This window comes from Acinetobacter sp. UBA991 (assembly GCF_002292065.1).
Lineage (GTDB): Bacteria > Pseudomonadota > Gammaproteobacteria > Pseudomonadales > Moraxellaceae > Acinetobacter > Acinetobacter higginsii.
In genome coordinates this window covers 41,448-66,801 of record NZ_DBBF01000028.1, presented here as the reverse complement: position 1 = coordinate 66,801, position 25,354 = coordinate 41,448, and the positions used below count along the sequence as shown (strand labels likewise).

Sequence of the window (25,354 nt, the reverse complement as noted above, 5' to 3'; positions counted from 1 at the left end):
TTCGCCCCATTTTTTGCAGATTACAGAATGGCAAAAATGTTAGCACTTTACTGTTTTAAATGCTTTTTCAGTTTTGGTTTTATTCAATCTTTTTTGTGTCAGTGCGTAAAAGCTTAGGCAGGTATGAAAAAGCCAATCCCCAATAAAACTAGGATCACAACCCCCAGCCAATCTACAGATTTAAATGTATAGTGCTTGAATTTAAGTTCAATCAATTCGGGTCTTAACCATAGATACGTCAAGATGGAACATGAAAATAACCATGAAACTGTTTCTTTATAAATATTTAGACCTTTAGACAAAGCAGAAAGATAAAGCAGTGTCATCACCAGTATAAAGCCCAATAAAATCAATTTGTGCTTCAACCTTAACGATCTCTTCTCACTCATATCCGTCTGATTCATTTTTTTCTTTTCCAAAAAAATTGCCCATCTTAAGATGGGCAATTTTAAGATTGCGCTTAACGCCATTTCACTGTTTGAACAGGCTCTGCTTTTTTGTTCTCCGTTTCATCCGTAGAACAACCACAATTTCCGCCACAACCAGCTGCCATTTTCGGTTTTAACCATGTCGCCAAACGTTGCCAACCTAGTCGCTGACAAAGATTTGACAGACTCAGAAATGCTGAACTTGCTGTTTGAGGAAGCACCTTCTTAAACACTACAACAGCACTCCACAGCACCAATACAGCAACAATCAAGTACTCAAACATAAGCTACTCCTTTTACCCCCAAATGCGCGATGCAATTTGGTAGGTGAAGAACGACATTAAATAAGCCAAACCAAATAGATAAACCGTCATGACCGCTACATGTTTCCATGAGCCTGTTTCACGGCGTACCGTTGCTAAAGTGGCTAAACAATGTGGTGCATAGATAAACCAGACCAATAATGACAAGCCAGTTGCCAATGACCAACCCGAACCATCAGCACTGATCAGATGAGTCAAACCTTGTGCAACTGCATCATCATCTGCCCCTGACAAGGCATACACGGTACCCAAAGCAGCAACCACAACTTCACGTGCTGCCATGGCTGGAATCAAGGCCACTACAATTTGCCAGTTAAAACCTAAAGGCGCGAAAATTGGATGCAATAAATGTCCCAGCATACCTGCCAAGCTATAATCAATTGCTGGTTGTGTCGCACCTTCAGGGGCTTGTGGGAAAGTACACAAGAACCAAAGAATTACGGTCAAGGCAACAATGATTCCACCGACGCGGCGCAAGAAGATTTTAGCGCGCTCTAATAAGCCAATCGCAACACTTCTCATATCAGGAAAACGATAGCTTGGTAATTCCATCAACAAAGCATGCTGGGTTTTGTCCTTTTGCAAAAATTTCATCACAAATGCAACACAGAGCGCACTTACAATGCCACCCATATATAAACCGAACAGCACCAGACCTTGCAAATTAAAGATCCCCAATACCGTTTCACTTGGAATAAATGCACCAATCAACAAGGCATAAACAGGCAAGCGTGCAGAACAGGTCATTAACGGCGCAACCATGATCGTGGTAAAACGATCACGTGGATCACTAATACTACGGGTCGCCATAATGCCCGGAATTGCGCAAGCAAAACTTGATAACAACGGGATAAAAGAGCGCCCACTCAAACCCGCTTTGAACATCAATTTATCAAGCAAAAATGCGGCACGTGGTAGATAACCCGACTCTTCCAGTACAAGAATGAAGAAGAATAGGATTAAAATTTGCGGTAAGAATGCAACCACAGTCCCTGCACCAGCAAGCACACCATCAACTAACAAGCTTTGCAGCACAGGATGACTAATTGTTTCCGTCAACCACTCTCCCAACCATGGCACGACACCATCTTCGATTGCGCCCTTAAATGGTTCAGCCCATGAAAAAACAGCTTGGAAAACGATGAACATCATGATTGCAAGGCTCAGTAGGCCAAGCACTGGATGTAGGAAAATCTTATCTAGAAAATCAGTACGCTTATCTTCCTGATCAACAAAGTTCACCACATCTTTGAAAATAACTTCAATTTTTTGATGTGGCGTGCCTGCCAGACCACTGAGCTCAGTCTGAGGAACCGAGTACTTTCCTTGATCCAATGCATGCAATAAGTTTTCAATGCCCGAACTACGTACTGCAACCGTTTCAACCACAGGTACACCGAGACGCTCAGAAAGTTTTTGTGTATTGATCTGGATACCGCGACGACGCGCTTCATCCATCATATTCAACACCACAAGGATAGGACGACCCAACTCAATAATTTCTAACACCAAACCAAGATGTAGCTTTAAGTTAGTTGCATCCACCACACACAAGAAGGCATCTTGTTGCCCTTCTTCCGCAATTTTACCTTGGCAGACATCACGGGTAATTTCTTCATCTGGGCTGGTCGCCTGTAAACTATAGGTTCCTGGCAAATCCAGAACACGCACCGCTTTCCCCGAAGGAAGCTGAAAGTGCCCGACTTTACGTTCAACCGTCACACCCGCATAGTTAGCAACTTTTTGGCGTGTACCAGTCAAATGGTTAAATAAAGATGTCTTACCACAGTTTGGATTTCCCACAAGGGCAACACGTAACGCATCACTCATGCAGGTGCTCCTTCAAGTTGAATTTCAATTTTATCCGCTTCCGCTTTTCGTAACGCAAAACGCGTAAAACCGAGCTGGATTAGAATCGGATCCCCACCAAAGATGCCTTTGGTAATCACCTGTACTTGTGTACCTGGCACAAAGCCTAAACTTTCTAAACGAACTGCAACTAAATCTGGCTGTTCTGTCTCATCGACCACGCGATTTACTTTCGTAATCATCGCTGTTTGCTTGACTTTTAATGCTGACAATCGCACCGCTTCTAACCCTTAACCCTTTTTTGCTAGTATACAAGCAAATGAGAATAATTACCAAAACCAATCTCAGTGGCATTTGCTTCTGTGACAGATCGACAACAATTCATTTTTCTTTTACAGTGCAATTCAACCAAAAATAAATCAGGGCAGTGTTCTCTCTAAAATACCCGCCCCTCTTTCACTGAGAAATATCTTCAACGCCTTATGTTAAATAAAAAGCCTCGTATTCCCGCTGCAGTTAACATCCCCGAAAATTTGAGTTTTTTACAGGGTTTTCGGGATTATCTAGTGGCTCAAACCGTGAGCCCACATACCCGTAACGCCTATTTATCCGACCTGATTCAATGTGCTGAATTACATCAAACCGCCGCATTACCGCAATGGTCTAGTGATGACATTGCGGATGTTCTTATCGCCCTCACCAAAGCAGGGAAAAGCCCTCGTTCGATTGCACGTTGTCTATCTGCTTTAAGGCAGTTTTATAAGTTTTTAAGAGAACAAAAGTTACGGGACGATAATCCTGTTGCCACCCACCATTCCCCTAAAATTGGACGCGCCTTACCCAAGGATTTATCTGAACAAGATGTCGAGGCCTTAATCAATGCGCCTGACATTAACACTGCATTAGGCCTACGTGACCGTGCCATGTTTGAAGTCCTGTACGCCTGTGGTTTACGTGTTTCAGAATTACTGAATTTACGTTTAGAACTGATCAATTTAAAGCAGGGCTTTGTGCGGATCACGGGTAAGGGCAATAAAGAGCGTCTGGTCCCGCTAGGGCAATTTGCCTGTGACTGGATTGAAAAATATTTAGTTGAGTCACGCCCGCAATTGTATAAAAGCAGCACGGACTATCTGTTTCTCACGCAACATGGCGGCATCATGAGTCGACAGAATTTTTGGTATGCGATTAAACGCTACGCACTACAAGCCAATATTCAAGCCGAGCTCTCCCCTCATACCTTACGTCATGCTTTTGCGACCCATTTACTCAATCACGGTGCAGACTTACGCGTAGTCCAGATGCTACTTGGGCACAGTGACCTTTCCACCACACAAATTTACACCCATGTCGCGCAACATCGTATGCAGGAATTGCATGGCAAATACCATCCACGAGGCTAAAACCACCTTTTATCTAGGATTCAGCCAAAACTTGATGCTGTTCACAGAGCCTATGCAAGATTTAACGAAGTGATTCATTTTTTTTGTTATGCTAGGGCCCTTATACAAATGAATTCGTACAAAAAAGGTTCTATATGTTGTTTACTCGGTCTCAGCTTGTAATTGCTTGTACATTAGCATCAACATTATTAGTCAGTGCTTGCTCAAAAGAAAACTCAGCACAAAAACAAGATGCACTCACAGCAAGTGCACCTGCGACAGGTGAAGCATCAACCTTAAATGAACGCAATGCACAACAGCGTTTAGTCTCTACCTTAGAAAAGAATTTCAAAACGGCCAATATCAACGCAAAAATTCTTGCGGTTAAGAAGACCGAAGTACCTAATCTGTATTGGATAAGTCTGGAAGGTATGGGATCGGTCTATGCCACCACTGATGGTCAGTACATTATTCAAGGTGATGTGGTTCGTTTAGGCGATAAGCAATTACATAATGTCAGCGATGCCTTACAAGCAACAGAAAATAAAAAGCATTTAGCCGCGCTTAAAACTGAAGATTTAATTGTTTATCCTGCACAGGGTGGCAAAGCCAAACATGTGATCTATGTATTTACTGATTCAAGCTGCCCGTATTGCCATAAACTGCATGAACATCTTGCTGAGATTAATGCTAAAGGGATTGAAGTCCGTTACATCGCTTGGCCACGTGGCGAACAGTTCATGCCAACCATGCAAGCGATTTGGTGTAGTGAAGACCGTAAGTCTGCCTTCGATCAAGCTGCCAAAGGCTTACCAGTTTCAGCTGCTGAATGTAAGAACCCTGTTCGTGACCAGTATCAACTGGGTTTAAATATGGGCGTGAACGGTACGCCTGCTATTTATAACGTCGATGGCGAATATTTAGGGGGTTATATGACGCCTGAAGAAATCGTACAACGCTTAAACAAATAAGTTCAAACTACACCACACATTCGCAAAGACTCGGGCGACAGATTAAAGATGATCTTAGCCCTAGTGTCTGCGCATTTTTTTAGCTATGATCAAGCTTCATTAAAATGATTGAATATAATGGAGTGTAACGTGAAACCAGTTCGTCTGGCGATACTCGGTCTTGGTACTGTAGGTGGTGGAGCCCTTAAATTACTACAAGAAAATGCTGCGGAAATTAAACGCCGTACCGGTCGAGAAATTCAAATTACACACGTAGGCACACGCCGTCCACGTCCAGATTTACAACTCGAAGGCATTAAACAAAGCGATGACTTGATGGAGATCGTCCGTCAACCCGATGTTGATATGGTGGTCGAAGTCATGGGTGGCATTCATCCTGCTTATGAAGTCATCATGGAAGCCATTAAGCATGGCAAACAGGTTGTGACAGCAAACAAAGCTTTACTGGCTGAACATGGTAATGAACTGTTTAAAGCAGCAGAAGACAATGCTGTTCAGATTGCCTATGAAGCAGCTGTTGCGGGTGGTATCCCAATCATTAAAGTGATCCGCGAAGGTCTTGCTGCGAACCATATCGAATGGCTTGCAGGCATCATTAATGGTACAGGCAACTTCATTCTGACTGAAATGCGTGAAAAAGGCCGTGCCTTTGAAGACGTTTTAAAAGAAGCGCAAGAACTTGGCTACGCTGAAGCTGACCCAACCTTTGATGTTGAAGGCATTGATGCTGCACATAAGCTCACGATTTTGGCGTCATGTGCTTTTGGTATCCCATTGCAATTTAATAAGGTCTATACCGAAGGCATCAGCAAAATCACTGCGCAAGATGTGAAATATGCAGAAGAACTTGGTTTCCGTATCAAGCACTTAGGTATCGCACGTCGCGCAGATAAAGGCATTGAGTTACGTGTACATCCAACTTTAATTCCTGCTGAAGAATTGATTGCTAACGTCAATGGCGTTAAAAATGCAGTCTTGGTACAGGCCAATGCAGTTGGTCCTACTTTGTATTACGGTGCTGGTGCAGGCGCAGGTCCAACCGCTTCTGCTGTTGTTGCTGACGTGATTGATATCGTTCGTGATATTTCATATACCGAAGACGGTGCAGGAACAATTCCTCAGCTTGCTTTTGAAGCATTGACTAACGTGCCAATCTTGAGCCGTGAAGAAATGACCACTGGTTATTACATCCGTCTCAATGCCGAAGACCAAACTGGCGTATTGGCTGATGTCACGACGATTCTCAGCCGTGCAGGCATTAGTATTGATGCCATCATGCAGCAATCACGCTTAAAAGACTTGATTCCGATTGTGATTTTAACGGATCCGATCGTTGAATCAAAAATGGATGAAGCACTAGCACAAATTCAAGCATTACCTGCAATTCGTGGCGAAATCGTAAGAATTCGTTTAGAATCGCTCGATAGTTAATCAGGTTGAGGGAAAATGACTTCCCTCACCCCGCTCTACCTCATATTGGAACACCATCATGTCGAATGCCAATCGTTATACTGGTCTTGTAGATCGTTATCGTGACCGTTTACCTGTGTCTGCAACTACACGCGCAATTTCTTTAGGTGAAGGGAATACCCCACTGATTAAACTAGAGAACATTCCACGTATTATTGGCAAAAACGTAGAAATCTATGTGAAATACGAAGGTCTGAATCCAACAGGTTCATTTAAAGACCGTGGTATGACCATGGCGGTGACCAAAGCAGTTGAAGAAGGCTCTAAAGCAATTATCTGTGCATCTACAGGCAATACTTCAGCAGCCGCAGCAGCGTATGCAGCGCGTGCAGGCATCAAAGCATTCGTATTAATCCCAGAAGGCAAAATTGCCATGGGTAAAATGGCGCAGGCAATGATGTACGGTGCGATTACTATGCAAATCCGTGGTAACTTCGATGACGGCATGCGTCTGGTCAAAGAAGTTGCAGATCAAGCACCTGTAACGATTGTAAACTCAATCAACCCATACCGTCTGCAAGGTCAAAAAACCATTGCTTATGAAATCGTAGAAGCATTGGGCCGTGCTCCTGATTATCACTGCTTACCAGTCGGTAATGCTGGTAACATCACAGCACACTGGATGGGTTATACCGAAGCGGTTGCAAACCAACCTGCAGATCAGTTTGAGCAAGTGATTTACGATGCTGCAACAGATCAATTCACTGGTCCTAAACCAGAAGGCTTACCAACAATGGTTGGTTATCAAGCTTCTGGTGCTGCCCCATTCTTACGTGGTGCACCTGTAGAGAACCCAGAAACGGTTGCAACAGCAATTCGTATCGGTAATCCACAAAGCTGGAACCATGCTAAAGCAGTGGTACGTGATTCTAAAGGTTGGTTCGATGAACTGACTGATGCTGAAATTCTAGAAGCGCAACGTTTGCTTTCAATGTATGAAGGTGTGTTTGTTGAACCTGCGTCAGCAGCATCTATCGGTGGTGTGATCCGTGACCTTAAAGCAGGTAAAATTGCTGAAGGTTCTGTGATTGTATGTACTGTTACAGGCAATGGCTTAAAAGATCCTGACACTGCAATCAAACAATGTGCTGATGCCGTGATGTTGTCAATTGACGCGACGATGGATCAAGTGAAAGATTCAATTCTCTCAAATATGTAAGCATACATACTGAAATAAAAAAACCAGTTGCCTGCAACTGGTTTTTTTATGGCCTGAATATAGAAATTGCTCTTTGCAGCAACCATAAAAAAACTCCCCATAAAGAGGAGTTTTTTGACTTAAGAGAACTAAACGCGTTTTGGCAAAGTGCTTAACCAGCTTAATAAATTCGTTGCATCGCTATTACGTGCTTGCGAACTTGGCGCACCTAATAACACCACAACCGCTGGACGTGAATTCACAGTGGTATGCATCACTACACAACGACCTGCTTCATTGATATAGCCTGTTTTTGACAAGTTAATGTTCCAACCGCCATTACGTACCAACGCATTGGTATTATTGGATTTCAGCACACGGTAACCTAAATTAAAGTCATAGGTCGGCGTGGTAGAGAATTGACGAATCAAGCCGTATTGTGAAGCGGTACTTACCAGAATACCCAAATCACGTGCTGAAGAAACATTATGTGGATCTAAACCTGTAGATTCAGCATAACGCGTAGATGTCATACCCAATTGCCTCGCTTTTGCATTCATTGCCGCAATAAATGCAGAACGGCCACCTGGATAAGTACGCGCTAATGCAGCTGCAGCTGGATTCTCAGACTTCATTAATGCAAACAAAAGTGCTTCTGCGCGATTCATGGTATCGCCTGCACGTAGGGTTGAACTTGAGTTCTTACCGCCTGCACCAGCAAAATCGATTGACTCTAGCGTAATTTCTTCTGACATGTTTAAACGTGCATCTGCCGTGACGACAGCCGTCATCAACTTAGTAATCGATGCAATGGGTACCGACATATTACTGTTTTTACTGTACAGTACTTCACCCGTTTGCGCGTCCATCACCAAAGCAGCACGTGCATTGACTGAAGGCTGACTGCTATACCCAAAGGTATCGCGAATCTGTGTCGACGACTGTGGCGCCGTTGAAGATGTAATTGTTGCTGAACCGCCATTACGCAATGTCGTGGTAACAGAGGTTGAACCTTGTGGGCTAATTTCTACTGGATCATCATCTTCCATCAACTGACTTGCATCAGTTGCAGACCAATTCATCGAAGCTGAACCGCTCACACGCGAAGAAGCTGGATTGTTATTCACAACCAGTTCAGCAAAACTTGTTGAACTCCAGGCCAACAAGATAGACATGCTTAAAACATGCATGATAGATTTTTTAGAATTTTTCACGACACAATACTCAACTCAGGACGCTGCACATTTGCGCTTAATACCATTATGCCTTACATTTAAACAAATCGGGTAAAGCTTTTATAGACACAATTGTGTACAACTATTCGCTAAAAACGAAGAATAGGATTGCTAATTTTGTCGTTTCATTGCAAGCTAATTTTGCTTTATGTAACAAAAAACCAGTTTTTTTGAAAAAAGGAGGTCTTCTTGATCACTGTTCTCGTTGTTGATGATCATGAACTCGTACGCACAGGAATTTGTCGTATGTTGGAAGACCACCCCGATGTAGAGGTCATTGGGCAAGCTGAATCAGGTGAAGAAGCCATTGCGTTAGTCCGTCAGAAACACCCGCAAGTGGTGTTGTTAGATGTGAATATGCCAGGTATTGGTGGAGTGGAAACTACTCGGCGCTTATTACAAAGCGCACCTGAAACCAAAGTGATTGCCGTCAGCGGTCTTGCTGAAGAACCCTATCCATCCCTGTTATTAAAAGCAGGAGCGAAAGGCTATATCACCAAAGGTGCACCGATTTCTGAAATGGTTCGTGCTATCAACAAAGTCATGCAAGGCGGGAAATACTTTAGTGCAGATATTGCTGAACAATTGGCCAGCTCCTATCTTTCAGATACACAACAATCTCCTTTTGATGCACTATCAGAACGTGAGATGCAAGTTGCCATGATGGTGGTGAATTGTATTAGTGCTCAAGAAATCGCTGACAAATTATTCGTAAGCGTAAAAACTGTAAATACCTATCGTTATCGTATTTTTGAAAAATTGAGCATTGATAGTGATGTCAAACTCACCCATCTTGCGATTCGTTATGGACTCATTAAACCTTAAAATAACAGTAAGCGCCTATGTTAGGGAAAATTGCGTCGTCAGTCTCACAAACTGTCTATCGGCTTGGGGTTTGGTATAGTGGCTATCGGCTAATCATTTCGATTAGCCTGCTGTTAATTTATTTGCTCACTGCTGAACAACTTTCCAGCAACTATGTTTATCCCTTCTTATATTTTTATACCTTGATTTGCTATATCGCATTCAACATTTTTCAACTGTTTTTACTACATCTTGTCCCAATACAGACCTCAAAGCAGTTGATTTTTATCTTTCTGATTGATGTCATTTGCCTAAGCTTAATCACCTTTTCTGCAGGTGGTCCAAATCTGCAACTCAGCTTGCTTTACGTCATTATTATTTTTTCTTCTGCGATATTATTAAACGCTCACCTGTCGCTGATTATTACTTTATTTGCCGTCATTATGGTGGTTTACCAACGTTTTTTAGGTGACTTTTTTGAGGCCAATAATTTAAATCACCTCGGAAATAGCGTTTTTCTGGCGTTTTTATTTTTTGTAGTTCATGCCATTGGTCGTATTGCAGTACAGCGTTTTAAAATTCTAGAAACTTTAACTTTTCATCAATCGATTGAAATCCATCAACTACAGAATATTAACCGTTATATTCTCGAACAAATCGAAGATGGCTATTTAGTACTCGATGAAAGTAACCATATCGTGTTAACCAATCCTGCAGCCAATGCGCTATTAGGTATCCATTTACCGATTTCCTTAGAAAAAACGCCACTGATCAAATTACAACCCGACTTATTTGAACTGGTTCAGTTTAGTGACTTAGAGGATGGCGAAGAATTCAGTTTTGAATCACAGCAAAGTTCATACACCATCAACGTTCGGGTTAAGCATTTAATTGTTCCTGAACAAGCCTTAGTATTATTGATCTTAAAAGACGCACAAAAACTGACTCAGCAAGTTCAGCAATTGAAACTCGCCGCACTTGGTCAGTTGTCAGCCAGTATTGCCCATGAAATACGCAATCCTTTGGCTGCTATTGTGCAAGCCAATGAATTATTCAAAGACAGTGATACCCATCAACAAGAAATGCTGTCGCGCATGATTAGCAAACAAGCCAAGCGGATTGATAGCATCGTGCAAGACACCTTAGCAATGGCACGAAATAAACCGACAGAAGCACAAGAAATTGATCTGAGCTCCTTCTTTGAAAGTTTACTCAATGAAGATCTTGCAGATGCTAAACAACAAATTCAAATTAAACTCACAGAGCAAACCAACATCTTATTTGATGAAAAACAATTACGCCAAGTGCTGATTAATTTAATTAGAAATGCGTTAAGACATAATGCAACTGACGCGCCTTATATTGAAGTCGAGGTGCACGAAAAAGACGGACGAACTTGCATTGATGTCATCGATTTTGGGACGGGTGTCTCAAAACGGGATATTTCTCAACTGTTCAAACCATTTTTTAGTACCGAAATTAAAGGAACTGGTTTAGGATTGTATTTGTCTCATACTTTTTGTGAGGCAAATCATGCAAAGCTCACTTATATAGAGCGACAACAAGGAGCATGCTTCAGGATTGAATGCTCAAAAATTCATTGATTTATAGATTAGGTTTCTCGGGGAAATGGCAACAAAACAACCACTCGTCTTATTGGTAGACGACGAAGAAGATTTATGTCTTTTAATGCAGATGACGCTGGCGCGTATGGGCATCAAGACACATCTCGCCTATCGGGTCGAACAGGCAAAAAAGTTCTTTACTGAATTCCAGTACGATGCTTGCTTAACAGATTTAAATCTTCCAGATGGCAATGGTTTGGATCTAGTCAAACACGTAACACAGAACTATCCCAATACGCCTATTGCGGTACTGACTGCCTACGGCAATATGGATATTGCCATTTCAGCCTTAAAAGCAGGCGCATTTGATTTCGTCAGTAAGCCAGTCAACCAAATGCATTTGGATCAATTGATTCAGAAAGCATTGAACCGTCCACAGCCTGAACAAGAGGCTGCCGAAACAGCCTTAGAGAACAAGCTGTTAATTGGACGTTCTGCACCCATTCAACAGCTTCGCATCGCCTTAAAGAAAATTGCACGCTCTCAGGCCCCAGTATTCATTACAGGTGAATCAGGAACAGGCAAAGAAGTGGTTGCGAATCTGGTCCACCGTTTAAGTAATCGCAGCGAAGGCCCTTTTATTGCGATTAACTGTGGGGCGATTCCAACTGAATTGATGGAAAGTGAACTATTCGGGCATAAAAAAGGTAGTTTTACTGGCGCGACTCAGGACAAGCAAGGCTTAATTCTGTCTGCACACGGCGGGAGTTTGTTCTTGGATGAAATTGCCGAACTACCTTTAAATATGCAGGTCAAATTGCTGCGTGCCGTACAGGAAAAGAAAATTCGTCCCGTTGGTTCAGATCAAGAGATTGATGTGGATTTCCGTGTGATTAGTGCCAGCCACCAAGATTTGGAGCTGTTGGTACAGCAAGGTCGTTTCCGTCAGGATTTGTTCTTCCGTATTCATGTGATGGATATCGTACTGCCACCTTTACGTGAACGTGGACAGGATATTTTGTTATTGGCCAATCACTTTATTCAAAAGATTAGTCAAGAATGGGACCTCACTGCAAAATCGTTATCTTCACGTGCAGAGCAGTTCTTATTACAGCAATATTTCCCAGGTAATGTGCGCGAATTACGCAATATTATTGAACGTGCGATTACGCTGAGTGACGATGACAATATTGATTTAGCACATCTGCAAACTGCACCTTTACGTAGTTCATTGGCAAACCCAGCACCTTCATTTTCCAATACGACAACTGAAGAAGTTGAAACACCGCAATATTCTGCAAGTCCAAACATGAGTTCAAAGAAGCTTCCACCCGAAGGTTTGGAGCGCTATTTGGAGAATATTGAAAAAGAAATTCTTCTGAATGCATTGAATCTTACCCATTGGAATCGAACCTTAGCCGCGAAGAAGTTGGGAATGACCTTCCGTTCGTTACGCTACCGTTTGAAAAAATTTGGTTTAGACACCGAAGATGATGAATAATCAATATTAAAAAAAGCCCCTCAACTGAGGGGCTTTTTTTTAATATCTACTTTTTAAAACCAGATCTGTGACATGCTCAAGATAATTATCTTCTTTCATCTCGGCAGATAAAGCATAGGTCTGATTTGGCTGAATACCTTGACCTTCAATCATATTGCCATTGGGAGTGTAATAATGCGATACCGTCATCTGCAATGCAGCGCCACTTGGTAAGGGGAATAACTTTTGTACCACACCTTTGCCATAACTATTTTCGCCAACCACCCATGCACGCTTATGCTCTTTTAATGCCGCTGTAAAGACTTCAGCAGCAGAAGCAGAACGACGGTTGATTAAAATGCCTAATTTCATATTTTGAAATTCATTAGAAGGAAGCGCTTGGAATTGCTGATCACCTTCAGAACGGCTTTTAGTCGTAACAATTAAACCCTGATTTAAAAATAGATCAGCCGCTTCGACTGAGGCCGAAAGCAAGCCTCCTGGATTATTACGTAAATCGAATACCACGGCCTTAAGTTTGGTTGAACTATATTCTTCAATCAAACGTTTAATCTCATTCGCCGTATCTTGCTGAAAAACACGTATTTTCAGCACCAATACCTGATTGTGCAATAAAACGGGTTCAATATCAGTTTCGACTTTCTTGTTTCTCACCAAAATGGTCGTACTATTATTCTCTGTTTGTATCTGGACAGTACTTCCAATCGAGCCATAGAGCAGACCTTGTACTTGGTCTTGATTTAAGCTTTTCAGTTCTTGGTTATCCACTTTTAGGATAACTTGTCCATTGCGTAAACCGAGTTTACTCGAATCCGAACCAGGCTTCAGATCCTGAATTTGCCACGTTTTCGAATGTGCATCATAATTTAAATTGAAATCGACAGAAGCTAAATCGCCCTCTGTATACTGAATCAGTTGACGGTATTCTTCTGCAGATAAATAACGGGAATAACGATCTAGACCACTGACCAAGCCCTTAATCGATTGTTGGAATAAAGCATCATCCGACTTTTTATCGACATAGTTATCTTTGACGATGCCGTAAATCTGTACAAATTGTTGAATAGATTCAATCGGGACTTCAGCATTACCAGACTTGGAGTCTTCATTCGACCACCCAGAAGAATGGGTGATTGGTGCGGCTGAGAGACTATGTCCCCAACACATCAACACACTTGCACATAACGCTCGGTAAATGTTGTTGTGTTGGGTCATTGATTCACCTTATTTTAAAGTAATTAAGTTCTTGCCTTGCATTTCAGGCGGCACAGGAATGTCCATCAAATGCAAGAGTGTTGGTGCTACATCCGCCAATACGCCATCTTCAGCAATCGTTGCTTGTGTTGGACCAACATAAATAAATGGAACCAACTCTGTGGTATGTTGGGTATGAACCTGTCCACTATCATAGTCTTGCATTTGCTCTACATTACCATGATCCGCTGTAATTAACATATGCCCTTTGTTTGCCATCACTGCATCGTAAACACGGCCTAGACAGCTATCGACTGTTTCAACGGCTTTCACCGCAGCATCAAACACACCCGTATGCCCAACCATATCACCATTGGCATAGTTCACGACTAAAAGGTCAAACTCACCAGAATTGATTGCATTGACTAACTCATCAGTTACTTCATAAGCACTCATTTCTGGTTTTAAATCGTAGGTTGCAACATTCGGCGAAGGAATGAGAATACGTTTTTCACCTTCATATTCATCTTCACGACCACCACTGAAGAAGAAAGTGACGTGTGCATACTTCTCAGTTTCAGCAATACGCAATTGGGTCTTACCCAAACTTGACAGATATTCACCAATCGAGTTTTTAAGTCCTTCTGGCATATACGCCACAGGTGCATCAATACTCGCTTGATAACGAGTCAACATGACAAACTTAGACAGGTTTGGAACGACTTTACGGGTAAATCCAGCAAAATCTTTTTCAACAAAAGCACGCGTAATCTCACGCGCACGATCGGCACGGAAGTTCATAAAAACAACACTATCACCATCTTGCACTTTGGCAATTTCACCAATACGTGTTGCTTTAACAAACTCATCATTTTCATTCGCAGCATAAGCAAGCTCTAAGCCTTCAACTGCTGAGTTGGCGACACGTACTGCCTCACCTTCAGTCATAAGGCGATAGGCTTGTTCAACACGATCCCAACGATTATCACGGTCCATCGCAAAGTAACGACCAATCATCGAAACGATACGACCCTGATTTGGATATTGTGCAAATAAAGCATCTAGTTTTTCTAATGACGGCTTTGCACTTCGTGGTGGGGTATCACGTCCATCTAGGAAGGCATGTAGATATACTGTCGCACCACGTTTTAATGCCAGCTCACACATTGCCACAATATGGTCTTCATGTGAATGAACACCACCTTGAGACAGCAGGCCCATCACATGCACAGCACCCTTTGCTAGTTTGGCTTTTTCTACAGCATCAACTAAAACTTCATGCTCAAAAAAAGCACCAGTGCGGATATCTTTAGTAATTCGAGTGAAATCTTGGTACAGCACACGACCTGCACCTAAATTCATATGACCGACTTCAGAGTTGCCCATTTGACCATCAGGCAAGCCGACATCTTCGCCTGAACCTGAGATTAAACTATTTGGATGCTTGGCCTTCATCGCAGTGAGGTTTGGCGTTTTTGCCGCTAAAAAAGCATTATCTTCAACTGCTTCACGATGTCCTACGCCATCCATAATCACCAGAACGTGAGGAATTTTGCCAGCATTTGCATCCGTCATAATGGACTCTCTGTTTGTCATTTGATCGGTCTATTTTACCGAAATTTAATCGAATTCTCCATGACCTGACTGATGGCTTTCATCAATCCTGATCATAGAACCTCGCCATCAAGCTTAGCGTGCTCGATAGAGCAGATAGCTTCCCACCATAAAGATCAGCACCACTGGCATCAGCACAAACCATGCAGGTGAAGGTGCATACACTAAGCTTGCATAGCCCAAGAAATCTTGAAGATAGAAGAAACCTAAGCCTGTGAACAGTGAAATCACCAAACGGAAACCCATTGACTGTTGACGTAATGGTCCAAAAATGAAGGAACAAGCAATCAACACCAAGGTAATTAAAGAAAATGGTGAGGTCACTTTCTGCCAGAAGGCCAATTCATAGGTCTTCGGAACCTGGCTATATTCATCCATATAGCGCATGAAACTAATCAATTGGCTTGGAGATAAATCTTCAGGGTCCAAGGTCACCATATGTACATATTTCGGCTGTAATGCTAAACCAAGCGATTGCTGCTCATGATCCGTTTTAATGGCATTGCCTTGCGCCAGTAAATCCACTTGATGTGATTGGGACAACTGCCATTCACCATCTTTAATAAACTGTCCTTTTTCAGCGGTCACAAAAGACTGCAAGCGATGGTCCTGATCAAAATCAATGGTTTGAATATTGCGTAACTGACCTTGTGAGTTGGCATAATCAATATAGATAAAGCGCTGCCCTTCACGTGACCAATAGCCTTTGACTTCGCCCAAAGCTGCTACACTGCGTTGTTTTTTAATACTTTGAGCTTGTTCGTTGGTATAAGGAATCACCCATTCACTCAACACAAAAGACAGTACGATCAATAACAGCGCTGAACGCATGACCCAACCAACAATTCGCCATAAACTGATACCAACAGAACGCATTACGATCAGTTCACTATTCGAAGCAAGTGCGCCCAGTCCTAAAACAGAGCCAATCAATGCAGCAACAGGCAGGATTTCATATAAATAACGCGGCGCACCCCACATCACAAACAGAAAAGCCTGCCACGCATTATAGTTAGGTTTCAGCGAACCCAATTCACCAAGGTACGTAAATAATACTTGTAGGAAAGATAACACCAGCGTTGTTCCGAGCATGGCTAGAACCGTGGTTTTTGTCACATGTTTGGCGACTATTCGACGTGCTAACATCACAACCCCACTCGCTGCATACTTTTCTTAATTTTAGGCGCTAATTTTTGTTTACGTGCAAAAATTGCGGCTGCAATGCCATAAACCAAAATCACAGCTGGATAAGCCCAAATGTCCAACTCATCTTTACTGATTCGAGTCTTAATCGCGATCAATACCACAATTAAGCTGGCAAAAATAAAGATCGCAGGAATCAAACGATAATAACGCCCTTGACGCGGACTCACTTCAGACAATGCGACAGCAAGCATCAAACCCACAATAATGATAAATGGCCCAAAGATACGCCAGCCCAACTCACTCCGCACCACGGAGTCATCCCGTTTCTGCCAAAGTTTGGACATTGACAATGCTTCTACATCATCACTTTCAAATTTCACATCTTTATCATTTTCTAAACGTAAGCGGTAAGATTGAAATTCTGCCTGAAGATAACGTGGCTGATTAGGATAAATCTCGTAACGGCGGCCTTGAACCAAGTCCACGACATTCGCCGTATCATTAGCAACTTCAACACGAGTGGCTTCTTTCGCCAAAATCATGATGTCTGGTTTATCTTCTTGGTTGGATTTTTGATAGAAGAAAATCTCTTTTAAATTCTTACGATCTTCAGATAATGAGTCTGCATAAATCGTAAAAGGCCCTGAAGAAATAAACTCCTTGGGACGAACCAAGTCAAAGCCCGTGCGTACCGCTTGTGTGCTGGTCAGTTTTTCAAACTCACGTAAGCCCCATGGTCCCATCCAAATCATTAAACAGGTTTGCACCACCAGATAGACCAACGTCATCGGTAACAACATACGTGCCAACTGGTTACGACTCACACCACTGCCATTTAACACCGCCATTTCATGGTCAACATAAAGACGACCAAACACCAGCATCAAGGCAATGAAGAAACCCAAAGGAAGAATCAGCGTTAAAAACTCGGGCAAACGATAGCCGATGATGCTAAATAAAATGCCTGCATCTAAACGACCTTGAGCTGCCACGCCAAAATATTTGATTAAACGACCACCCATCATAATCAGGGTTAATAAACCTATGACGACGAGAGATGTCGAAACCACTTGTTTGACGAGATAACGCCGAATAATCAAAGTAATACTTCCAAAAAGCCCAATTGAAGGTAACGCTAGTTTACCCGAATGTTAAAAATATAAAACCTATCGCTTGTTGCGGATTGCAACCTCATATCTGAAAGTGTTTAATGGACTTATCTTTATTTTTCACTCATCAGGTTCCATACAAACAATGAAATTTACCCTTCATAACGCATTCCCAACTCAGGCGTCTAGCGAATCTTTGTGGATTTTGGTTGATTCAGAACAATTACAACAGAACTTAAATACATATCAAATCAATCACCTAGAAGAAGTGCTTAACGCAACACAATTCAAAGCAGGTTTTAACGAAAGCTTAGCCTTAATTGCCAATATTTCCGCACAAGCCAATGGTCACCTGCTCGGACTCGGAAAAAGTGCCGAGTTAAAAGCCACAAAATTAGCAAAACTCGCACAAACTATTATCAAATCATCACAAAATAAATTTAAACAAATTAGTGTCGACCTGTCAGCGCTTCCAACCGATTTACATTCACTATTTGTCTTGAGCCTGACTCAAGCAGCGTATGGTTATGATGAATTTAAATCGAAAAAAAATGAATTTGTATTAGAAACAATCCATCTTGTTGCCAACCAAACTACTTTAGATGATGCACAACTGAATCTAATTCATGCAGTGCAATCAGGTCAAAACTACGCACGTGATCTCGGCAACCGTCCAGGTAATATTTGCTTCCCTGAATATTTGGCAGATCAAGCAATTGCACTTGCAGCACAATATCCAGCGCTTTTAAAAGTCACAGTGCTTGATGAGCAGCAAATGGCGGACTTGGGGATGTATGCCTTCCTTGCAGTCAGCAAAGGCTCTGACCGCCCGGGTCGCATTATTACACTCGAATACAATGCCAAAGTAGATCAATCCCCTGTCGTGCTTGTCGGCAAAGGTGTGACCTTTGATACAGGTGGTATTTCATTAAAACCAGGCCTAGGCATGGATGAAATGAAATTTGATATGTGCGGCGCAGCTTCTGTGCTTGGAACCATTCAAGCACTATGCGAAGCACAATTGCCAATTCATGTGGTCGGTGCGATTGCAGCAGCAGAAAATATGCCTTCTGGCCATGCCACTCGTCCGGGTGATATTGTGACCAGCATGAGCGGTCAGACTATTGAAATACTGAATACCGATGCAGAAGGCCGTCTGGTTCTCTGTGATACCTTAACGTATATCAAGCGCTTTAATCCTGCGTTGGTGATTGATATTGCAACCCTCACAGGTGCCTGTGTGGTTGCGCTAGGTAAAGTGGTAAGTGGCTTATTTACGCCAGATGATGAACTTGCCCAAGACCTACAACAGGCAGGCGAACAGTCACTAGACCGAGTATGGCGTATGCCAGTGATGGAAGAGTATCAAGAATTACTCGACTCTCCTTTTGCTGATATTGCCAACATTGGCGGTCCATATGGTGGCGCAATTACTGCTGCGTGTTTCCTCGAACGTTTCACTCGTGATTATCGTTGGGCACATCTTGATGTCGCAGGTACAGCGTGGTTATCGGGTGCAGCTAAAGGTGCTACAGGTCGTCCAGTGCCATTACTGATGCAGTTTTTAGCAAATCGTGTTGCAACGAAAAACTAAAACATGCCACAAATCAGCTTTTATCTATTTGAAAATAGTAAAGAACGGCAAGTCGAAAGTGCTTGCCGTTTATGCCGTAAGATTCTGAATCAGCATCCACACATCTGGTGGTATTGCGCTGATTCAGGGCAGCAAACGGAGTTAGATGAGAAACTTTGGAACTTTGATCCACTCAGCTTTATTCCACATGGCATTGATCAGCCGCATAGTCCTGTGTGTATTTCAGCGGAATTACCCCCGTCGAATGATTGGATCGTGTTTAATTTTAACAATCATGCACTTGAACAAACTCAAGATTTTCGCCACATTATCGAAATTATTGAAAATAATGAAACGGCAAAACAGATCGGGCGGGAAAAATTTAAAATGTATCGTCGTTTAGGTATTGAACCTCGAACATTTAAATTATAAATCGGCAATAAACAGCATCATTTGAGGAGTGTCTTGTGGCATTAAATGTAGGTCAGGACTTTAAAAAACGTTGGTTAAATGCACCTGAGGCTGTCCGTCAGACCTATCAGGATGATTTAGCACGTATTTGTGATCTACTGTTACCACAAACACTGACTCAGACATGGACACAACATGAGGAAAATGCGCAGCAACTTTCTCAGCAGCGCATTGATCAAGCCTATGCCGACTTAAAAGCGGAATTGATTGAACAAGCACGTATTCGTAAACAACTGGCTTTGGAAAAGGCTTTAGAAGAGAAGCGTGCAGCTGAAGCCGCCTATGCCGCACAACTGCAAGCCGATGAAGCCCGTCAATTTGAACAACAGACTGAAAACCTGCTTGCCTTACGTGGTCATATTGATCAGGAAATTGCACAGCAAACTGAACGCTATCAAAGTAATCCTGAACAGCCAAGTATCGATTATTCAAAGGCTCAACGTGTTGTGATCGATGATCAGCAAATTCTGTCAGAGTTAGAAAGTGTTCGTGTACGACTTGAATTAGAAGCCGAAGGTTTAATTGAGCAAGCGGTAACTGTATTCCGCGCCAAGTTACATGCCCTCGCGCAAGATGAAATTGACTATATCTTGAAAAATAGTGAATTTTCAGACGAAAAATAATAAAAAAGCCCAGTTTGAACTGGGCTTTTTTATACTTCATCTTTTATTTTAAAAAACCGTTTTCAGCTAAAAAAGCCATACTGATATTCGATTCAGTTTTCTGTTCCGCAGCCTTATCACCTAGCAATAAACGCTCAATGTAGCGTGCCAAGACATCCACTTCCAAGTTGACTTTGCTACCGACCTGCCAAGTGCCGATATTGGTACGTTCCGCAGTATGTGGAATTAAATTCAGACTTAAAATATTGCCGCGTAAATGGTTAATGGTCAGACTGATCCCATCGACAGTAACTGAACCTTTTTCAGCTAAATATTTAGCTAACTCAACAGGCGCTGTCACTTCAAAATACAGTGAACGTGCATCATGTCGCACTAAGGTAATTTCACCTAAACCATCCACATGTCCACTGACAATATGCCCACCAAAACGTGTGGTTGGCAGCATTGCTTTCTCAACGTTGACGGCTTGACCGACTTTCCATTGGCCTAATGTGGTACGGTTTAAACTCTCTCGCGAAACATCAGCTGCATACCAGTTTTCACCCCATTCAATCACAGTCAGGCAGATCCCATTGGTGGCAATTGAATCCCCCAAATGTACATCAGACATATCCAAATCAGTTTGAATACGCAAACGAACGTCGCCACCTACACTCTGTAGGCTCTCAACCTTACCTAAACTTTCAATAATGCCTGTAAACATGGGAGTTTCAACCTATCTTTATTGCAGTATGTACCACTGTAAAGAAGATACCTTAAAGCAAAGAACTAGAGATAACAAGGCATGTACAGTCCAAATACAGGCAAATAAAAAGGGCAATCCGTTGACTGCCCTTCAGATTCTTGATCTGGTCTTTATTACATTTCAGACACTTGCTTTTCAGCAATTTCTTTTTCTTTTACTACAACAGGATTGTTGACTAAAAAATGACCAAAAAACAGCTTATAACCAAGTACGCCCAAACAAGCCCCTACGATTGGTGCAATAATCGGGACGATGAAATATGGAATATCGCGTCCACCGGTAAATGCAACAGGTCCCCAGCCAGAGAAATAAGCCACAATTTTCGGGCCAAAATCACGGGCAGGATTCATAGCAAAGCCAGTCAATGGGCCAAAAGATGCACCAATCACGGCAACCAATAAACCGACTAAGATCGGTGCCAAAGCACCACGCGGTAAACCATTGCTATCATCACCAATCGCCATAATCAGCCAAAGCAATAACATGGTGATAAACATTTCCACCATAAAGGCCTGACCAAGCGAGAGCAGATGATGTGGATAGGTTGAGAAAATTCCCGCCAATTCTAAACTTTCAACACTGCCCCGTACCATATGATGCGTTTGCTCATAATCCACAAATAAGTTGCTATACAGACCATAAACCAGAAGCGCACCTACAGCAGCACCAGCAACTTGTGAAATGATATAGAAAGGCACTTTACGTTTTTCAAAACCAGCAAACAGTGCCAACGCGATGGTCACTGCGGGATTAAGATGTGCCCCAGAAATGCCAGCAGACAAATACACTGCCAATGCAACAGCCAAACCCCATACAATACTAATTTCCCACAAGCCTAAACTCGCTCCCGCAAGCTTAAGTGCAGCCACCACACCAATACCAAATGATAAAAAAATTGCGGTAGCAAAAAATTCAGCTACACATTGCCCCAATAAGGTGGGTTCCGAGCGACTCATAACAACCTCTCTTGGTCATCGCTGCAAATAGGCAAGACCCTAAATTAAGCTCGGCAAACTATAGTTATTTTTAGATATGGTCAATATCATTTGGTAAAAATTTGAACGATTGGTTAAAGTATTTCCAGCTTTATATTAAGTGAACATGACGATAAAAACAGAAGAATAAATAGTTCTATTCATTTGTTTTACATCATTATTTTTTAATTATTATTTTCTATCATTCAACTTAAAAGCATGACTATGCACATATAAACCAACTCGAAATTGGTAGATATTTACTATAAAAACATAGGCTTATCTTACAAATCGATCACAACAATCTAATTAACCGATACTCAACGAATACTGGATACAAAAACACCACTTTGTTGCCAAAGTGGTGTCTTTTTTCTTTTACCAAAGTGCCAATTGGGTACTGTTACCCGTGGTATCTACACCACCCAATTCAGCGAAATGGTACAACTGCCCCAAGAGCTGCCGTAATGGTGGTCCAGACTTGGCATGGGTGTCTGTGATCACAATAAACTCAAGAACGCGAGCACGTTCAGACTGGCGTTGTTTACTGACCCGATAACGTGGAACATCTTGGGTCAATAAGGTCACTTTACCGCGCTTCAAATTGGCAGTCAGTAAGTCCTTCGGCTCAATATTTCCATCAGTCGAATAACTGGTCAAAATATAACGTGCATTAATCGTTTCCAATAACTTTTCATAGGCCTCTTTGGCATATTTAGAAGAGTTATAAGGACTTGGACGTTCTTTACGCCAAGCTCGATCAATACCACTTTTAAAACCTTTGGTGTCTGGGGATGGCAAGTCAACTTGATCCCATAAAGTCAGTGCATTCAGAACATGATAGTTACTGCTATAGGCATGCTGATTATAGGGTGGATCAAGATAGGCGACATCAACCTCAAAACTACTCATTTGATTGGCCAGATGCTGTGCATCCACACACCACATTTCAGCAGCAGGACGCTTAGGATCACCAATCTCACAGAAGCGACTTGGTGTCAGCCACAATAAAGATTCAATCCGCTCCAAGGCAGTTTGGGTACGTCCGCCCCAGCCCTGATGGAAACTTTTAAAGACACCACTGGTATTACTGACGAAACTTGCGGAATACAGTAGCGGTGCCAATAAAGCACTCATCTCTACATCATTAATTGCACCTTGCGCTTGCCACGTTGCAATCTGCTGACGAATCGCATCGATCCGCATACCGTTACGGCGTTTGAAGAACAAACGATCACGGGCAGGATCATACACATCATCATTACGTGGACATAAATTATGCGTGACCCAGCCTTTGACCTCAGGTAAGCGATTCAGATAATCAATGGCTTTCTGATAGCCACCTAACTCTTTAAAAGCAGGTGCATCAACACAAGCTAAAATGGCATTGTTCAAGGCATGACTATACGGTTCCCAGTCATTGGCAATCACGCGATAACCATTCTGGCGGGCTAACCGCGAAACAACCCCACTCCCCGCAAAGAAATCAGCAAAAATCGGTGGATTCTTTTTCTTGCTATTCAATGTACCTGTAATCTCAAGTGCTTCTAAAATGAGGTGAAGCAGTCGACGCTTATTACCGAGATAAGGCACTAACTGATGAAAAAGATATTCGTCAGTCGTACGGGCAGCATGACGACGTTTGTGATAAACCGATGGTTCTGGATTCATATCATCTCTTGGATAGGGAGCAATCTTAGGCGAATGTCTTGCCCAAGTTGGGTTACATCGACCAACTCAAAACGGAGCTGCTCTGCCATTTTGCTAAATTCAGCATTAAACATAGCCCGAGCAGATTGACCAAGTAAAGTTGGTGCAACATAACTAATCATTTCATCAACCAATCCTTGTTGTAAAAAGGCCGTTGATAAAGTCGCACCTGCCTCAACCAAAACATCATAAATTTGATATTGTTGAGACAAAGTCTGCAATAACTGGTTTAAAGGTTGCGGTGGCAATTGTATCACGCCTAAATCAGCAAGTTCTTGACGAAATGGTGTCATCACCATCACCGTTTCAGATTGCTGTAAAATTTTTGCAGAAAGTGGTAATTGCCCTTGTCGATCTAAAACAATCCGTTTTGGTTGCACCACTTTTGTCAGATCAACGCCTTCTAATGCACGCACATTCAGTTCGCAATCATCAGCTAAAACCGTTTGAATACCAGTAATCACCGCACCCGAAATTGCCCGCCAATGTTGTACGTCTTGTCGAGCTGCTGTGCCAGTAATCCACTTTGATTCACCCGAAGCCATCGCAGTACGGCCATCCAGACTTGATGCTATCTTTAAACGTACATAAGGCAGGCCAGTTGACATAGCCTTCAAAAAACCCAAGTTGAGCGTTTTTGCACTTTCCGTACAAATTCCCGTTTCAACCTCAATGCCAGCATCTTGTAAAATCTTAACGCCTTTACCTGCGACCAGTGGATTTGGATCAGAACAGGCAATGACGACTTTTTTCACTTGAGCTTTGACCAAAGCCTCCGCACAAGGCGGTGTTCGACCGTAATGTGCACAAGGTTCTAAAGTGACATATGCAATTGCATCTTTGGCATTCTCAGCTGCTTGACGTAATGCAAATACTTCCGCATGCGGCTGACCAGCTTTAGGGTGATAGCCTTCCCCAATCAGTTGACCGTCTTTGACAATGGCACAACCGACATTAGGATTCGGCTTCGTCGAATATTGACCATGTCGAGCTAAGGCAATGGCTTGTTGCATCCAGTGCTGATGTTCAGATAAATGATCTTGGGTTAACTCAGACATGATCTCTCGAATTTAAGCTTCATTTTCACGTTGTTGCATTTGCTCAATTTGATGGCGAAATGCTTCTACATCTTGGAAATCTTGGTACACAGAAGCAAATCGAACATAGGCAACATGATCCAAAGCAAATAATGCCTGCATCACGATTTCACCAATAGTTCTAGATTTGACATCCCGTTCGCCTAGGCGGCGAATCTGCGATTGAATATCACTGAGTACTGTTTCAATTTGTTCCTGAGTGACAGGACGTTTTTGTAAGGCATGCATTAAAGAACGGCGTAGTTTGGCCTCATCAAAAGGTTCATTTTTACCGTCTGATTTGATCACGCGAGGCATGACCACATCATAACTTTCAAAGGTGGTAAAACGCTCCCCACAAATGACACACTCACGACGACGACGAATCTGGCAGCCTTCGGCAGCCAAACGGGAGTCTATGACTTTACTATCAGCAGCGTTACAAAATGGACAATGCATAGTTGCGCGATTATTTACTCACTTTGCTTAAGTG

General features: G+C 42.4%; 24 protein-coding genes. 10 read left to right on the top strand and 14 right to left on the bottom strand.

From position 1 onward, the window contains the following. Positions 1–113: 113 nt before the first annotated feature. The 4 genes from B2727_RS13360 to B2727_RS13345 are packed head-to-tail and all read right to left on the bottom strand — an operon-like array spanning position 114 to position 2,838. Entirely contained in the window at positions 114–404 is a 291-nt protein-coding gene (locus B2727_RS13360; RefSeq protein WP_033133938.1) for a hypothetical protein, read from the bottom strand. Between the two features lie 56 nt (positions 405–460). Then, positions 461–712 (bottom strand): DUF6587 family protein, encoded by a 252-nt coding sequence (locus B2727_RS13355; RefSeq protein ID WP_033133922.1) that lies wholly within the window; start codon positions 710–712, stop codon positions 461–463. Positions 713–724: 12 nt separating this feature from the next. Then, on the bottom strand, positions 725–2,581 hold the full coding sequence (feoB, locus tag B2727_RS13350; RefSeq protein ID WP_004802164.1) for a ferrous iron transporter B: 1,857 nt from the start codon (positions 2,579–2,581) through the stop codon (positions 725–727). Further along, entirely contained in the window at positions 2,578–2,838 is a 261-nt protein-coding gene (locus B2727_RS13345; protein WP_004656347.1) for a FeoA family protein, read from the bottom strand. Before B2727_RS13345 ends, feoB begins: the two co-directional genes overlap by 4 nt. Positions 2,839–3,042: 204 nt before the next feature. On the opposite strand from B2727_RS13345, the gene xerD reads away from it, so the two are divergent. The 4 genes from xerD (at position 3,043) to thrC (ending at position 7,542) form a co-directional block, all read left to right on the top strand. Then, entirely contained in the window at positions 3,043–3,963 is a 921-nt protein-coding gene (gene xerD / locus B2727_RS13340) for a site-specific tyrosine recombinase XerD (RefSeq protein WP_033133921.1), read from the top strand. Positions 3,964–4,097: 134 nt separating this feature from the next. Beyond that, positions 4,098–4,913, top strand: a complete 816-nt coding sequence (locus B2727_RS13335) for a DsbC family protein (protein WP_033133920.1) — start codon at positions 4,098–4,100, stop codon at positions 4,911–4,913. A gap of 129 nt (positions 4,914–5,042) precedes the next feature. Then, entirely contained in the window at positions 5,043–6,344 is a 1,302-nt protein-coding gene (locus B2727_RS13330; RefSeq protein ID WP_004802159.1) for a homoserine dehydrogenase, read from the top strand. 58 nt (positions 6,345–6,402) lie between these two features. After that, positions 6,403–7,542 (top strand): threonine synthase, encoded by a 1,140-nt coding sequence (gene thrC, locus B2727_RS13325; RefSeq protein ID WP_033133919.1) that lies wholly within the window; start codon positions 6,403–6,405, stop codon positions 7,540–7,542. Positions 7,543–7,670: 128 nt separating this feature from the next. Here the strand turns inward: thrC and pbpG are convergent, their stop codons facing one another. After that, entirely contained in the window at positions 7,671–8,735 is a 1,065-nt protein-coding gene (gene pbpG, locus B2727_RS13320; protein ID WP_157188068.1) for a D-alanyl-D-alanine endopeptidase PBP7/8, read from the bottom strand. Between the two features lie 210 nt (positions 8,736–8,945). On the opposite strand from pbpG, the gene B2727_RS13315 reads away from it, so the two are divergent. Genes B2727_RS13315 through B2727_RS13305 form a run of 3 tightly spaced genes read left to right on the top strand, consistent with a single transcriptional unit; the run spans position 8,946 to position 12,626 of the window. Further along, positions 8,946–9,581, top strand: a complete 636-nt coding sequence (locus tag B2727_RS13315) for a response regulator transcription factor GacA (RefSeq protein ID WP_004802154.1) — start codon at positions 8,946–8,948, stop codon at positions 9,579–9,581. Positions 9,582–9,598: 17 nt separating this feature from the next. Further along, positions 9,599–11,164, top strand: coding sequence for a sensor histidine kinase (locus B2727_RS13310; RefSeq protein WP_033133918.1), 1,566 nt, complete (start codon positions 9,599–9,601; stop codon positions 11,162–11,164). A 25-nt stretch (positions 11,165–11,189) separates the two neighbouring features. Then, the gene (locus tag B2727_RS13305) at positions 11,190–12,626 is read left to right on the top strand and encodes a sigma-54-dependent transcriptional regulator (protein WP_004802148.1); all 1,437 of its coding nucleotides are present in this window, start codon (positions 11,190–11,192) and stop codon (positions 12,624–12,626) included. A 39-nt stretch (positions 12,627–12,665) separates the two neighbouring features. Here the strand turns inward: B2727_RS13305 and B2727_RS13300 are convergent, their stop codons facing one another. From B2727_RS13300 to lptF, 4 genes are all read right to left on the bottom strand, one after another. Next, on the bottom strand, positions 12,666–13,841 hold the full coding sequence (locus B2727_RS13300; RefSeq protein WP_033133917.1) for a S41 family peptidase: 1,176 nt from the start codon (positions 13,839–13,841) through the stop codon (positions 12,666–12,668). Positions 13,842–13,850: 9 nt separating this feature from the next. Next, on the bottom strand, positions 13,851–15,395 hold the full coding sequence (gene gpmI / locus B2727_RS13295) for a 2,3-bisphosphoglycerate-independent phosphoglycerate mutase (RefSeq protein WP_005200599.1): 1,545 nt from the start codon (positions 15,393–15,395) through the stop codon (positions 13,851–13,853). 114 nt (positions 15,396–15,509) lie between these two features. Further along, positions 15,510–16,580 carry an LPS export ABC transporter permease LptG gene (lptG, locus tag B2727_RS13290; protein WP_004802141.1) on the bottom strand — a complete coding sequence of 357 codons (1,071 nt, stop codon included), beginning with the start codon at positions 16,578–16,580 and terminating at the stop codon, positions 15,510–15,512. Further along, a complete protein-coding gene (gene lptF, locus B2727_RS13285) occupies positions 16,580–17,680 on the bottom strand; it encodes an LPS export ABC transporter permease LptF (RefSeq protein WP_005200601.1) in 1,101 nt (366 codons plus the stop codon). Before lptF ends, lptG begins: the two co-directional genes overlap by 1 nt. Before the next feature lie 154 nt (positions 17,681–17,834). Between lptF and B2727_RS13280 the strand changes: the two genes are divergently transcribed. The 3 genes from B2727_RS13280 to blhA are packed head-to-tail and all read left to right on the top strand — an operon-like array spanning position 17,835 to position 20,356. Next, positions 17,835–19,283 (top strand): leucyl aminopeptidase, encoded by a 1,449-nt coding sequence (locus B2727_RS13280; RefSeq protein ID WP_033133916.1) that lies wholly within the window; start codon positions 17,835–17,837, stop codon positions 19,281–19,283. A 3-nt stretch (positions 19,284–19,286) separates the two neighbouring features. After that, positions 19,287–19,694 carry a DNA polymerase III subunit chi gene (locus tag B2727_RS13275; protein WP_005314778.1) on the top strand — a complete coding sequence of 136 codons (408 nt, stop codon included), beginning with the start codon at positions 19,287–19,289 and terminating at the stop codon, positions 19,692–19,694. Between the two features lie 35 nt (positions 19,695–19,729). Beyond that, positions 19,730–20,356, top strand: a complete 627-nt coding sequence (gene blhA, locus B2727_RS13270) for a cell division protein BlhA (RefSeq protein ID WP_004802133.1) — start codon at positions 19,730–19,732, stop codon at positions 20,354–20,356. A gap of 43 nt (positions 20,357–20,399) precedes the next feature. Here the strand turns inward: blhA and B2727_RS13265 are convergent, their stop codons facing one another. The 5 genes from B2727_RS13265 to nrdR all read right to left on the bottom strand — a co-directional run bounded on the left by B2727_RS13265 (position 20,400) and on the right by nrdR (position 25,320). Next, a complete protein-coding gene (locus B2727_RS13265) occupies positions 20,400–21,059 on the bottom strand; it encodes a riboflavin synthase (RefSeq protein ID WP_004656373.1) in 660 nt (219 codons plus the stop codon). Positions 21,060–21,214: 155 nt separating this feature from the next. Further along, positions 21,215–22,057, bottom strand: a complete 843-nt coding sequence (locus B2727_RS13260) for an MIP/aquaporin family protein (RefSeq protein ID WP_033133915.1) — start codon at positions 22,055–22,057, stop codon at positions 21,215–21,217. A gap of 396 nt (positions 22,058–22,453) precedes the next feature. Further along, entirely contained in the window at positions 22,454–23,746 is a 1,293-nt protein-coding gene (locus B2727_RS13255; RefSeq protein ID WP_005200608.1) for a DNA adenine methylase, read from the bottom strand. Beyond that, positions 23,743–24,843 carry a bifunctional diaminohydroxyphosphoribosylaminopyrimidine deaminase/5-amino-6-(5-phosphoribosylamino)uracil reductase RibD gene (gene ribD / locus B2727_RS13250; RefSeq protein WP_033133914.1) on the bottom strand — a complete coding sequence of 367 codons (1,101 nt, stop codon included), beginning with the start codon at positions 24,841–24,843 and terminating at the stop codon, positions 23,743–23,745. The genes B2727_RS13255 and ribD overlap by 4 nt, the downstream gene beginning before the upstream one ends. Before the next feature lie 12 nt (positions 24,844–24,855). Beyond that, positions 24,856–25,320, bottom strand: a complete 465-nt coding sequence (nrdR, locus tag B2727_RS13245; protein WP_004656377.1) for a transcriptional regulator NrdR — start codon at positions 25,318–25,320, stop codon at positions 24,856–24,858. Between the last annotated feature and the right edge of the window lie 34 nt (positions 25,321–25,354).